This is a genomic window from Pseudomonas sp. SJZ078, assembly GCF_007828255.1.
In the GTDB taxonomy this organism is placed as follows: domain Bacteria; phylum Pseudomonadota; class Gammaproteobacteria; order Pseudomonadales; family Pseudomonadaceae; genus Aquipseudomonas.
On the sequence record NZ_VIUG01000027.1, the window covers coordinates 78,013 to 91,121 of the forward strand.

A 13,109-nucleotide genomic window follows, 5' to 3' on the forward strand; every position below is an offset into this window, starting at 1 on the left:
GGTCCGGCGTGTGCCTGGAGGTTTGTGGTCGCTTCAGTGCTTTCCATGGCGCACAAAAAAAAACGGCACCTTTCGGTGCCGTTCATTTACTGCTGAGCGCTTACTTGCGGGCTGCCTCCCACGATTTCAGCAGTTCGGCGTAGCTCACGGTTTCGCCTTTAGGCTTCTCGTTCGCCAGTTTCGGCTTTGGTGCGCCCGGTTGGTCGAACCAGTACTGCGCGTCGCGTTCCGGGTTCATTTTCGGCGCGCACGTGGCCTGGGCCTTGGAGCGTTCCAGACGGGTCATGATCGCGTCCTGATCCTTGGCCAGGCCGTCGAGTGCCTGTTGCGGAGTCTTCTCGCCGCTGGCCGCCTCGGCGATGTGGCTCCACCACAGCTGCGCCAGACGCGGATAGTCCGGCACGTTGGTCCCGGTCGGGGTCCATTGCACGCGGGCCGGGCTGCGGTAGAACTCCACCAGGCCACCGAGCTTCGGCGCCAGGTCGGTCATCGCCTGGGAGTTGATGTCCGATTCGCGAATCGGCGTCAGGCCAACGATGGTTTTCTTCAGCGACACGGTTTTCGACGTCACGAACTGTGCATAAAGCCAAGCCGCAAGTTTCTGCTTCTCAGGCGTGGACTTCATGAAGGTCCAGGAACCCACGTCCTGATACCCCAGCTTCATGCCCTCTTCCCAGTACGGGCCGCGCGGCGACGGTGCCATGCGCCATTTCGGTGTGCCATCGGCGTTGACCACCGGCAGGCCCGGCTTGGTCATGTCCGCGGTGAACGCTGTGTACCAGAAAATCTGCTGGGCGATGTTGCCCTGGGACGGTACCGGACCAGACTCGGAGAAAGTCATGCCCGCCGCTTCCGGTGGCGCGTACTTTTTCAGCCAATCCACGTATTTGGTGGTGGCGAACACGGCCGCAGGGCCGTTGGTATCGCCGCCACGGGTCACGCTGGAACCGACCGGATGGCAGTCCTCGACACGGATGCCCCACTCGTCCACCGGCAAGCCGTTGGGCAGGCCTTTGTCGCCGCCACCGGCCATGGAGAACCAGGCATCGGTGAAGCGCCAGCCCAGGGACGGGTCTTTCTTGCCGTAGTCCATGTGGCCGTAGACGCGCTTGCCGTCGATCTCCTTGACGTCTTCGGAGAAGAACTTGGCGATGTCTTCATAGGCCGACCAGTTCACCGGTACACCCAGCTCGTAGCCGTACTTCTCCTTGAACTTGGCCTTCAGGTCCGGACGTTCGAACCAGTCGGCGCGGAACCAGTAGAGGTTGGCGAATTGCTGGTCGGGCAGTTGATAGAGCTTGCCATCCGGCGCGGTGGTGAACGACGTACCGATGAAGTCCTTGATGTCCAGGGTCGGCGAAGTGAAGTTCTTGCCTTCATTGGCCATCAGGTCAGTGATCGATTCGGTCTTGCCGTAGCGAAAGTGCGTACCGATGAGGTCCGAGTCGTTGACCCAGCCATCATAGATATTCTTGTCCGACTGCATCACCGTCTGCATCTTTTCCACCACGTCGCCTTCTTGCAGCAGGTCGTGGGTCAACTGGATCCCGGTGATTTCGGTGAAGGCCTTGGCCAGTACCTTGGACTCGTATTCGTGGGTGGTGAGGGTTTCCGACACCACGTTGATCTTCATGCCACGAAACGGCTCGGCGGCCTTGATGAACCACTTGAGTTCTTCAAGCTGCTGCTCGGCTGTCAGGGTTGACGGCTTGAATTCACTGCCGATCCATTTTTTAGCGGCGTCCTCATAGGCGTCAGCCCAGGCCACAGCGCTCAACCCGCTGAGTGCCAGTGCGGCTGCCAATGAAACGCTATGTCGCAGCTTATTGTTTTTATTGAACATAGAGACCTCCTGTTTGGGTTTAAGAGCTTGATCGTCGAACCTTCGACGTGGCCTGTACGGCCACTAGCCCCACCGCATCACTGCCAACAGCCACACCAAAGACAACGCGAACGCTATCCAGATGCTCCAGTCGGTGGCGCCGATTACCAGCAGATGCAGGTAGGCGCTACCGAGAAGACCGATAAACAACCGATCGCCACGGGTCGTGGCAATCGGCAGGAAACCACGCCGAGGAATGCTCGGCGAACGCAACTCCCAAGTGGTCATGCCTACCAGGAACAAGGCGATAACCCCAAAAAATACCGCTGTGGGGACGGTCCAGTTCATCCATTCCATCATCGACTCCTCAGACTCGACCCAGGGCAAAGCCCTTGGCCACGTGGTTACGAACGAACCAGATCACCAGCATGCCCGGCAGGATGGTCAACACCCCCGCCGCCGCCAGCACGCCCCAGTCGATACCCGAGGCCGAGACGGTGCGGGTCATGACCGCAGCGATCGGCTTGGCATTCACCGAGGTGAGCGTGCGGGCCAGCAACAGTTCGACCCAGGAAAACATGAAGCAGAAGAACGCCGTCACGCCGATGCCGGAACCGATCAACGGGATGAAGATCTTGGCGAAGAACTTGGGGAAACTGTAGCCGTCAATGTAGGCGGTCTCGTCAATTTCTTTCGGCACCCCGGACATGAAGCCTTCGAGGATCCACACCGCCAACGGCACGTTGAACAGGCAGTGGGCCAGGGCCACGGCGATATGGGTGTCGAACAGCCCGATGGACGAATACAGCTGGAAGAACGGCAACAGGAACACCGCCGGTGGCGCCATGCGGTTGGTCAGCAGCCAGAAGAACAGGTGCTTGTCCCCCAGGAACCGGTAGCGCGAGAAGGCATAAGCCGCCGGCAGCGCCACGCACAGGGAAATCACCGTGTTCAGGCTCACATAGTAGAGCGAATTCAGGTAACCGGTGTACCAGCTCGGGTCGGTGAAGATCACCTTGTAGTTGTGGAAAGTGAAATCCTGCGGCCACAGGGTCAGGCTGCCGAGAATTTCAGTGTTGCTCTTGAACGACATGTTCAGCAGCCAGTAGATGGGCACCAGCAGGAACAGGATGTAGAGCAGCAACGGAATCAGCTTTTTATTGCTCATCGTGCGGGCCTCAACGGTTGGCGTCGGAGTGAGTCATGGCGGTGTAGAACAGCCACGACACCAACAGAATGATCAGGAAGTACACCAGGGAAAACGCTGCCGCCGGGCCCAGGTCGAATTGACCGATGGCCATCTGCGTCAGGGTTTGGCTCAGGAACGTGGTGGCGTTACCCGGGCCGCCGCCGGTAAGCACGAACGGTTCGGTGTAGATCATGAAGCTGTCCATGAAACGCAGCATCACCGCGATCAGCAACACACTCTTCATCTTCGGCAACTGGATGTGCCGGAACACCGCCCAGTTGGACGCCCGATCGATCCGCGCCGCCTGGTAATACACATCCGGGATCGCCCGCAGCCCGGAGTAGCACAGCAGCGCCACCAGCGAAGTCCAGTGCCAGACGTCCATCACCAGCACCGTCACCCAGGCGTCCATGGTGTTGGCCGCATAGTTGTAGTTGATGCCCAGGGCGTTGAGGGTCGAACCGAGCAGGCCGATATCGGCGCGGCCGAAAATCTGCCAGATGGTGCCGACCACGTTCCATGGAATCAGCAGCGGGATCGCCAGGATGATCAACACCAGGGACGACCATTTGCCCTTGGTCGGCATGGTCAGGGCGATGGCAATGCCCAGGGGGATTTCGATCAGCAGCACGCACGCCGAATAGATGAACTGGCGCAGCAGCGAGTCGTGCAGCCGTGGGTCCATCAGCACCTGCTTGTACCAGTCGGCACCGACGAAGTAGCGGCTGGACTGGTCGAAGATGTCCTGCACCGAATAGTTGACCACGGTCATCATCGGGATCACGGCACTGAAAGCCACCAGCAGGAACACCGGCAACACCAGCCACCAGGCCTTGTTGTTCTGCACCTTGTTCATGGCTGCACCTCACTCGACGAATCCAACAAATATTCATCGGCGTACACCATCAGCCATTGGGCCGGGAAGCTGATATACGCCGTGCCTTCCGGCACCGGTTTGTCCTCGGCCAGACGCACCTTCAGCGACGCGCCATCGAGGTTGAGGGTCAGGATCTTGTAGGTGCCCAGGTCTTCGACATGCGTCACTTCTGCGCGCATCGCGTCGTCGTAGGGGCCTTCCCAGACGTGAACGAACTCAGGGCGGATACCGACTTTCAAGGTTTTGCCTTCAGCTTCCGCCACCCGCTTTTGCAGGGTTTCGGACAATGGCAGATGGGTCGAGCCGAAACCGACGCCGCCCGGTTGCGCGGTGACCTCGATCAGGTTCATCCCGGGGCTGCCGATGAAGTAGCCGACAAAGGTGTGGCTCGGGCGCTCGAACAAGTCCCGGGGCGTGCCGAACTGCACGATCTGGCCGCCGTACATCACCGCGATCTTGTCGGCGAAGGTGGAGGCTTCCAACTGGTCGTGGGTGACGTAGACCATGGTGATGTTGAACTGCTCGTGGATCTGCTTGAGCTTGCGCCGCAGCTTCCATTTCAGGTGCGGGTCGATCACCGTCAGCGGTTCGTCGAACAGGATCGCCGACACGTCGTCGCGCACCAGCCCGCGGCCCATGGAGACTTTCTGCTTTTCATCGGCGGTGAGATTGCGGGCCTTCTTGTCCAGCAGGTTCTGCAGGTCGAGGACTTCGGCGATTTCCTGCACCTTGGTGTGGATTCGCGCTTCGGCCATGCCTTGGTTGCGCAGCGGGAACGCCAGGTTATCGAACACCGTCATGGTGTCGTAGACCACCGGGAACTGGAACACCTGGGCGATGTTACGCCGCTCCGGACTCAGGTCGTTGACGACTTTGTCGTCGAACTTCACTTGGCCTTCGGAGGGGCTGAGCAGACCGGAAATGATGTTGAGCAAGGTGGACTTACCGCACCCCGAAGGCCCGAGCAACGCATAGGCGCCGCCCTGCTCCCAGACATGGTTCATCTCGCGGATCGCATAATCTTCGGGGCCCGCCGGAGTGCTGGTGTAGCTGTGGGCGAGGTTCTGCAAATGAATTTCGGCCATCAGGCAACCCTCGCAATACGCTGGCCCGGGGCCTGAACCAACTTGCCCTGAGCATCGAAGACAAACAGTTTGTGGGTGGGGATGTAGATGCGGATCGGCGCATCGACGTCGTACTCATGCACGCCAGGCAAGTGAAGCACCAACAGAAAGTGCTCGTTGCGCACGTGCAGGAAGGTCTCCGAGCCACTGATCTCGGCCACCTCGACGGTCACCGCCAGTTCCAGGTCGTCGTCGTTGCTCGGCACTAGCGAGATGTGGCTGGGGCGCACACCGAAACGGAATTCGCCCTCGCCCACCGGGCGCAGGTCGACGTTCAGCGGGAAGTGCACGAAATTGGCGAAGCTCACTTCATTACCGGCAATACGTCCCGGCATGAGGTTGATGGGCGGCTCGGAGAACAGCTCGGCGGCCAGCACAGTTTGCGGCTGGTGATAGACCGAGGCCGCCTTGCCGCTCTGGATCACCCGGCCTTCATGCAGAATCGTGGTGGTGCCGCCCAGGGCCAACGCTTCGTTGGGCTCGGTGGTGGCATAGACGGCGATGGTGTGGCGAGCCTGGAACAGTTCGCGCATTTCCTGGCGAAGCTCTTCACGCAGCTTGTAGTCCAGGTTCACCAGCGGCTCGTCGAACAGGATCAGCTCGGCATCCTTGACCAGCGCGCGGGCCATGGCAGTACGCTGCTGCTGGCCGCCGGACAGCTCCAGTGGATGGCGCTTCAGGAATTTTTCGATCCGCAGCATCTTCGCGGTTTCCAGCACCTTGCTCTGGATCACCTCGTTGGACACACCGGCCTGGCGCAAGGGCGAGGCGATGTTTTCGAAAACGGTCATGGTCGGGTAATTGATGAACTGCTGATAGACCATCGACACGTTGCGCAACCGCACCGGACGATTGGTCACATCAACGCCATTCATCAGGATGCGACCACTGTCGGGCTTGTCCAGGCCGGCCATCAGGCGCATGAGGCTGGTCTTGCCGGACAATGTGCGGCCCAACAGAACGTTGAAGGATCCGGGTTCGAAATTCAGGTTGGCATCGTCGATCCAGGTCTGGCCCTCGACGGTGCGACAAATGTGCTCAAGCGTTAATGACATGGCTCGGCCTTTTTATTTTTTGGAGTCAAGCGACCGAAGATTAAAAGCGAAAGGCGTGCCAGAAATCTCAACCAGCTGAATTCATTGGATTTTGGCGATCTCCGTAGGAAAAACACGTTCACGGATGAACACAAGTGAACAAACATGACTGAACAACTGAACAATTCGCCGGTTGACAATGAACAATTATGAACAACAATGAATGAACGCTATAGCCGGGCCGGACGCAATCCCTGTGGGAGCGGGCTTGCTCGCGAAAGCGGTGTATCAGTCGACATTTATGTATCTGACCCACCGCTTTCGCGAGCAAGCCCGCTCCCACAGGGGGACGTGACTAAGTCACACCTAGACCTGCCCCAGCACAAGGAGTCTGTGCGAAACTCACCACAACAATAAGAACAGCTTCTGCGAGAGTGCCCAATGGCCGCACCAGCTCCTGCCTTGTCCCACGATGCCATCATCCAGGCCTCCTGGTCCCGCTGCCGTGCCTTTGGCCTGAATCACCAGAGCGCGCCGACCTTCGACCCGTTACCCGCCGAGAGCATTGCCCAGTTGCTCGAAAGCCAGCACTCCCTGGTGCAGACCACCCACCAGGAAGTCCTGCCTTACTATGAGAACATCCTCAGCAATTCCAATTGCCTGATCATGCTGGCCGACAACCAGGGGCAGGTGCTGACCTCCTGGGGCACCCAGCGCTTCATCGAGCCAAAACTGGCCCACGGCTTCAGCGCAGGGGCAAACTGGATGGAGCGTTGCACCGGCACCAACGCCATCGGCACCGCACTGGCCTGCGAGCAGGCGGTGCACATTGAACACGATGAACACTTCCTCAAGGCCAACCGCTTCATGACCGGCTCCGCCGCGCCGATCTTCGATGCCGAGCGCAAGGTGATCGCCGTGCTGGATGTGTCCAGCGACAGCTACTTGCCACCCTCCCACACCCTGGGCATGGTCAAGATGATGAGCCAGACCGTGGAGAACCGGCTGATCCTCAACCTGTTCCGGGGTGAACACTTCCAACTGATCTTCAACACCGGTTTGAACAACCTCGACAGCCAATGGGCCGGCCTGCTGATTTTCGACGAGAGCGGCCAGGTACTCTCCGCCAACCGCCGGGCCGACAACCTGCTGGGTCTGAGCCTGACGCGGGTCAGTATCGAAAGCCTGTTCAAGGTCTCGCTGCTGGAGCTGCTGAACCAGCCCGACGGCCTGCCGTTTTCCCTGCAAGCAGCCGGTCGCAATCGTTTCCAGTGCATGCTCAAGCGCCCCAACCAGATGTCGATCAAGCCACGCCTTTTCACCGAACCGGCGCCCTCGCCCGCCCCCGCTCCCGCCGCCCACGTCATCAGCCTCAATACCCTGCATTTTGGTGACAGCCGCGTGGAAAAAGCCGTGCGCCAGGCCGAACGCTTGCTGGAAAAAGACATTCCGCTGTTGATCCACGGCGAGACCGGCGTCGGCAAGGAAGTGTTCGTCAAGGCCTTGCACCAAGCCAGCTCCCGTTGCAAGCAGCCGTTCATTGCGGTCAACTGCGCGGCCATCCCGGCCGAGCTGGTAGAGTCGGAATTGTTCGGTTATGAAAAAGGCGCCTTCACCGGCGCCAACCAGAAAGGCAGCATCGGCCTGATCCGCAAGGCCGACCGCGGCACATTGTTCCTCGACGAGATCGGCGACATGCCCCTGCCGACCCAGGCCCGTTTGCTGCGGGTGTTGCAGGAGCGTTGCGTGCAACCGGTGGGCAGCGCCGAGCTGTTCCCGGTGGACATCCGCATCATCTCCGCCACCAACCGCTCGCTGCGCGAACAAGTGCAACTGGGCCGTTTCCGCGAAGACCTGTACTACCGCATCGGCGGCCTGACCCTGGAACTGCCGCCGTTGCGCGAACGCAGCGACAAGCAGGCATTGTTCAAACGCCTGTGGGAACATCATCGCGAGCCGACCCAATGGGCCGGCCTGAGCCGCGAGGTGCAGGAGCTGTTCGAGCGTCATCCGTGGCCGGGCAACCTGCGACAAGTCAGCAGCGTGCTGCAAGTGGCTTTGGCGATGGCCGAGGAACAGCCGATCCGCCCGGAACACCTGCCGGACGATTTCTTCGTGGACCTGGAGATGGACCCGGTGGACGCACCGGAGCCGCTGTCAGTGGACTTGAACGATGCCGAAGACCTGAACCGCCAATTGCAGGCGGTCGGCGGCAACATCTCGCACCTGGCCCGTCGGCTCGGAGTCAGCCGCAATACCTTGTACAAACGTCTGCGGCAGCTTGAAAACTAAGGGCGTAGCAGCCTGCCAACAGGCTGCTACGCCGGGTTCAACCGAGTCTCAATCGAACGCACCGTTCAATACTTCGTAGATGATGCCAGTGGCTATCGCTACCAGGATCAGGTCCGTGCCCACCTGCCGCCACTCGTAGCCATCGTAGTGCGGCAAGCGTCCCAACAGGCGCCCGTCCAGCTTCTTGGCAATGCCCGGCGGCATCGGTTTGCCCCGTGCGAGGTTTTTCTGAATGCCCGGCGGCAGCGCCGGGCCGGGGCTCCAATAATCGCGATAACCGCCGATCACACCGAGGATACCGCCCCGGTCGATGCTCGGACCGTTGTGCCAGTCGCCGCCACCGCCGTGAGTGTTGCCCTTGCCACCCTGGCTACCGTAGTTGCCTTGACCACCCTTGTTGCCTTGCCCTCCTTTGCCCTGCCCGTGACCCGGACCCTGGTCGAACTGAGCGTTTCCCTTGCCGTTGCCCGGATCCGCGACGACAATTTCAGGCCCCGCCACCAAGGCGAAGCATGTAACCACTGCAATCAACGAGCGAGATTTGAGCATGATGGTTCTCACTAAAAAAGGGAATGTCCCTGCACATGTGGACGCATAAGATGATATTAGTTCCACATCACGTGCCCCGCCGCTGAGGCAACGCACGTTATTAAGGAGCTCCATGCGCAAGGATTACCTGGCCTGCTTTTCATCTCATTGTTCCTCTCCTGATTGGCCGACCTCGCGTTATCGGCCCACCGCGCAGCACGCCAACTGACTTATTGTTGAGACATGGCTGAAGCATCATGGGTGTGCGAATCCATTCGTCGCCTGCCAGATCTGGCCGACCTTGCTCGGCCACGTCTGGCTCAGGGTTTGCAGCAATCGCCGTAGTAGCCAGGACGACGACATTCTGGCACTGCGGCAACTCAATCACGCTTGGTCAGCTATCGGAGATGTACCGTGTCAACTCTCAATGAAATCGCAGCGAACCACGCGAGAATGGCAAAGGCAAAGGAAGAGGAATCGATACGGCTGAGTGAGTTTCATGCGCAGGTGCTGGGTGGTTTTGAACTGCCGTCTGTTGATGTGACGCAGGAGTCGTCCTTGTTCTTCATGCCTCCTGCTCTGGAGCACACGTTCGTGGAGGGCACTGGCTGCACGATCTGATTCTTCACGCCAACGTTGAAGGGGACCGGAGAAGCACATTCTGGAAACGTGTCGAGGATTTATGCACTGCATAAATCCGTTCATTTCCACTCATCCGATCGACTGCGCGACCTGTCAGCTCTGACAGTAGCCATGAATCAGATCGAGGAATCAAATGGCGCCAGTACCCCCTATGGAGATACAGGCGTGGATACCGACAACAGTCAAACAAAAAACGTAGCCCCCCCCCGAGCGGGTGAGCTTGATCCTGAGTTCAATAACGGTGAGATTTATATTCTTTCCGGAACAGACGCCACCGATGTCGCGATCGGTCCAGGGAACAAGCTGTATATCGTCGGAGGCACCGCCCTCAACGACAGTAGTCAATACATGATTACTGCACTCAATCCTGACGGGACTCTTGATGAGTCCTTCAATAACGGCAGCCCTGTCATAAACTCATTCATACCGGGTTTAACAAGCCTGGCAGAACAGGTTCACGTCTTACCGGATGGAAAAATCCTTGTACTTGGAAAAGTAATAGTACCGCCTAACTATCTTATTAGCCGTTTCGCACTCGCCCGTTACTTGCCAAACGGCACGCTGGATCTTTCATTCGGCGTCAACGGTCACTCGGTTCCGTTTCATGAGGACTTCGACGAAATAAGCCTGAACAGCTACGACTCTGCAGCCGACTCCCCTGAGCCAAAGTATCTTAGGCCTGGGCAAACTTCGTTAGTTGTGCATGGCGGGCGCACCTATATTTCGGGATTTGCTACAAGAGAGGGCAAAGGCTTGACGTTGCTCATGTGTCTGGATGATTCCGGCAATCTCGTACAGGACTTCGGCAACAAGGGAGGGAGCATCATTGAGCATCCCGAGCAGCCTCCCAATCTCCACCATGTGAATGCACGAAGCATGCTGGTCACTGATCGCCATATCTATCTGGGAGGTTATATACAGCTCACCCAAAGGAATTATATGGCGTGGGTCAGAGTGCACTTGAACGGACAGCTCGATTTGAGCTTTGGCGCAGGTGGCTTTGTCTTTGACCTCGGCGCAAATGGCAGTGGAGCTTTCCACTCCATCGCATCAAGAAACAACTTCACACTTGTCGGCGTCGGTATCGGCAGGAACGCCGCCACTCGGTATACAACTCATGGAATGCTGGCAAGTATCGACAAGGAAGGCAAGGCAGATCCGACCTTCAATTATGGTGAGCCCATCTTGAGCGTCATGAACCTTAGCTCTCGATGGCAGGACTGTGCGGTTCAATCAGACGGGCGCATCGTCACCTGTGGCAGTTCCGGGAAAAATACCGAACTCCTGATCGTTGGACGTTATCAACCCGATGGGACGTTCGATACCAGCTTCGGCAAAAACCAGGGCTGGACCGAGTTTCCCATGAAGGACGAACTGTTGCTGTCAGCACTGACTGTACAGCACGACCATGCCATCGTCGTAGTCGGTCGGTTTATTGAGAACCGCCGCATAATTCCTTTCGTGTTGCGATTGAAGGGATAACAGGAAGAAGAAAGTAGCGACTCCATAAGGAATCATAGGTGCCTCACCACTGCAGCTGCCAGTATGCCCGCCGCAATTGCCGGCAACGGTTTTTTCAGAACCAGCATGACAACTGCCGTGGTGAGCAACGCCAGGCGTGCGCCGTCATCCCCCTTGACCGCCATCGGTGCCAGGACCGCCACCAATACCGAACCCGACATGGCGGTGATGAACTGCTGCACCCGATAGTTGATCGGTACGAACGACATCACGAAAACCCCGCCCCAGCGAGTCGCCAATGTCACGATTGCCATGATCAGGATGATGACCAGCGTGCCATACCCCGCCGTTGCGATATTCATTGTTTTTCCTCCATCCACAACGCGCCCAACAGCCCTCCCGCCAAAGCCCCCACGACGACATGACTGTTAGCCGGTAAGTACCAGTAAGCCATCAGCGAAGAGCAGGCCGCGATGGTCCAGATGATGAACATGCGCAGGTTTTTCTTGCCGCCGACCACCATCGCCAACAGGAAACACCCCATCACCATGTCGAGTCCGAAACTGACGGGATTCTGGATGGCGCTGCCAAAATGCAAGCCCAGCCAACTGCCCAGGATCCAGGCGGCCCACAGCGCAATACCGCCCCCGAACAGCAACCCGAACCCCGGTTTGCCAGCGTTGAACGCTTGCATCGCCATCGCCCAGTTGGCGTCCGAGACCACCAGCATCACACCGTAGCGCTTGGCCACCGGCAGCTCCCGCAGCCATGGGTAGAGCGTCGCGCCCATCAACAGATGGCGGGCGTTGATGGCGAACACGGTGATGATCAGTGGCACCACGGGCACCTGTTCGCCCCACAGATCCAGCGCGGCAAATTGTGAAGCGCCGGCAAAAACCAGTGTGCTCATGAGTACGGCCGACGTATCACCCAAGCCCGTTTGCGCTGCAGCCAAACCGAAAGCGACCCCGAATACGATGACGAACAGAGAGATCGGCATCAACTGCCTGAAGCCGTCGTAGATGTATTCGCGCTTCAACTCATGCAGAGGGGGTTCAACGTTTGACACGACAGCGCCTCGTTCAGAATCGGCTTGAAAGAAACAAGTATGCGAGCCGAAGACAACTTCCGAAAAGCACATAATTCGAAGAGGCCCTATTCGATAACCTCATGCCTCAGCGAAGGCTGAACAGTATCGGAAGGCCGCTGAGTACCTCAGGGCATTGACCGGAGATGCGAAGTAGCGAGGAACAAATGAAACGCGGCTCTGGACGAGAAAGGCCCGGCTTGTGCGCCAGGGCCTTCTGCCTGTATAGGGCTACATCACGCCTGCGTGAAGGTACCGACGCCACTACCGGAGAACTCTCCGTCAATAACAGGTGGGGACTGCTCAGGATGGACCAGCACTGCCTGCAAACGGGTCCCTTCGGAGATGTACACCTTGATTGAGCCAGCGCTTATCGATAGCTGCAGTGTCAATTGGACCCCGATGAGGTTCTCGGCATCAGGCACCGTACCCAGCAGATACAGATTGGAGATATTCAGATGGGTACCCGTGCCAGTCGCATGGCCTGCGAATCGGACCCGGATGCCTTGCTGGGGAGCATCTGGGCCAATCATGGCAGACGAAGCCGAGATCTGAATCACTTCGGTGTGGGACCCATTACTGCTGTCGCCACTCTGAAAGTTGAAGTAGCCACAAATGCCTTGCCGGGATCCAAGCCCAGCCAGGGTCTGAGGATGAGCGTTCTGATGAAGCGCTTGCAGCTTTTCGACTTCCACGTCATAAGCTGCTTGGGACTGTTTTTTTAGGGCGTCGGCTTGCTCAGAGGTGATGTCTTGCAGAGACAGATTCATAGCTAAAATCCCTTTTGAGATACCTGGAGACAATCCGCCTCTCTCGGGTCGGCGCCTTCCAGGCGCAATTTCTATGGTGCTACAGAACACTCGACTTGCAGCCGCTCCTTTAAATCATAAACAGGAACCGTACACAACTTTTAGACCCCTCCCCCAGCGCGAGCTGGAACGTAGCGGAGGAGGCCCTGTGTTCTGGTCAAGTTTTTCCGGACACCGATTACGGTGATCAAGCTGCCTGCTGCTCCATGGCTATTGGCGGCAGGTAGTTGTTATGGCTGTGGAG

Annotated in this window: 13 protein-coding genes; 3 read left to right on the forward strand and 10 right to left on the reverse strand. The window is 58.3% G+C overall.

Annotation, left to right across the window (positions count from 1 at the left end; all coding sequences use genetic code 11):
* Positions 1-100: 100 nt before the first annotated feature.
* The 6 genes from FBY02_RS21205 to FBY02_RS21230 form a co-directional block, all read right to left on the reverse strand.
* The gene (locus tag FBY02_RS21205) at positions 101-1,843 is read right to left on the reverse strand and encodes an ABC transporter substrate-binding protein (RefSeq protein WP_041023707.1); all 1,743 of its coding nucleotides are present in this window, start codon (positions 1,841-1,843) and stop codon (positions 101-103) included.
* A gap of 63 nt (positions 1,844-1,906) precedes the next feature.
* Positions 1,907-2,179 carry a DUF2160 domain-containing protein gene (locus tag FBY02_RS21210; protein ID WP_047700613.1) on the reverse strand — a complete coding sequence of 91 codons (273 nt, stop codon included), beginning with the start codon at positions 2,177-2,179 and terminating at the stop codon, positions 1,907-1,909.
* 10 nt (positions 2,180-2,189) lie between these two features.
* Positions 2,190-2,990: a carbohydrate ABC transporter permease gene (locus tag FBY02_RS21215; RefSeq protein ID WP_047700612.1), complete on the reverse strand. Its 801-nt coding sequence runs from the start codon at positions 2,988-2,990 to the stop codon at positions 2,190-2,192.
* 10 nt (positions 2,991-3,000) lie between these two features.
* The gene (locus FBY02_RS21220; RefSeq protein WP_041023710.1) at positions 3,001-3,867 is read right to left on the reverse strand and encodes a carbohydrate ABC transporter permease; all 867 of its coding nucleotides are present in this window, start codon (positions 3,865-3,867) and stop codon (positions 3,001-3,003) included.
* On the reverse strand, positions 3,864-4,973 hold the full coding sequence (locus FBY02_RS21225; RefSeq protein ID WP_144930124.1) for an ABC transporter ATP-binding protein: 1,110 nt from the start codon (positions 4,971-4,973) through the stop codon (positions 3,864-3,866). Before FBY02_RS21225 ends, FBY02_RS21220 begins: the two co-directional genes overlap by 4 nt.
* Complete coding sequence (locus tag FBY02_RS21230; protein WP_041023712.1) at positions 4,973-6,067, reverse strand: ABC transporter ATP-binding protein; 1,095 nt, start codon at positions 6,065-6,067, stop codon at positions 4,973-4,975. Before FBY02_RS21230 ends, FBY02_RS21225 begins: the two co-directional genes overlap by 1 nt.
* Before the next feature lie 420 nt (positions 6,068-6,487).
* Here FBY02_RS21230 and FBY02_RS21240 point away from each other — a divergent pair, with 420 nt between their 5' ends.
* Positions 6,488-8,338 carry a sigma-54-dependent Fis family transcriptional regulator gene (locus FBY02_RS21240; protein WP_144930126.1) on the forward strand — a complete coding sequence of 617 codons (1,851 nt, stop codon included), beginning with the start codon at positions 6,488-6,490 and terminating at the stop codon, positions 8,336-8,338.
* A gap of 48 nt (positions 8,339-8,386) precedes the next feature.
* Here FBY02_RS21240 and FBY02_RS21245 read toward each other — a convergent pair whose 3' ends face one another.
* Entirely contained in the window at positions 8,387-8,887 is a 501-nt protein-coding gene (locus FBY02_RS21245; protein WP_144930127.1) for an anti-virulence regulator CigR family protein, read from the reverse strand.
* A gap of 393 nt (positions 8,888-9,280) precedes the next feature.
* Between FBY02_RS21245 and FBY02_RS21250 the strand changes: the two genes are divergently transcribed.
* Positions 9,281-9,487: a hypothetical protein gene (locus tag FBY02_RS21250; RefSeq protein WP_144930128.1), complete on the forward strand. Its 207-nt coding sequence runs from the start codon at positions 9,281-9,283 to the stop codon at positions 9,485-9,487.
* 132 nt (positions 9,488-9,619) lie between these two features.
* Positions 9,620-10,990, forward strand: coding sequence for a hypothetical protein (locus tag FBY02_RS21255; RefSeq protein WP_144930129.1), 1,371 nt, complete (start codon positions 9,620-9,622; stop codon positions 10,988-10,990).
* A gap of 32 nt (positions 10,991-11,022) precedes the next feature.
* On the opposite strand, the gene FBY02_RS21260 is transcribed toward FBY02_RS21255, so the two are convergent.
* The 3 genes from FBY02_RS21260 to FBY02_RS21270 form a co-directional block, all read right to left on the reverse strand.
* Entirely contained in the window at positions 11,023-11,331 is a 309-nt protein-coding gene (locus FBY02_RS21260) for an AzlD family protein (protein ID WP_144930130.1), read from the reverse strand.
* The gene (locus FBY02_RS21265) at positions 11,328-12,038 is read right to left on the reverse strand and encodes an AzlC family ABC transporter permease (RefSeq protein WP_144930131.1); all 711 of its coding nucleotides are present in this window, start codon (positions 12,036-12,038) and stop codon (positions 11,328-11,330) included. Before FBY02_RS21265 ends, FBY02_RS21260 begins: the two co-directional genes overlap by 4 nt.
* Positions 12,039-12,292: 254 nt before the next feature.
* Positions 12,293-12,826 (reverse strand): hypothetical protein, encoded by a 534-nt coding sequence (locus FBY02_RS21270; protein WP_144930132.1) that lies wholly within the window; start codon positions 12,824-12,826, stop codon positions 12,293-12,295.
* Positions 12,827-13,109: the final 283 nt, after the last annotated feature.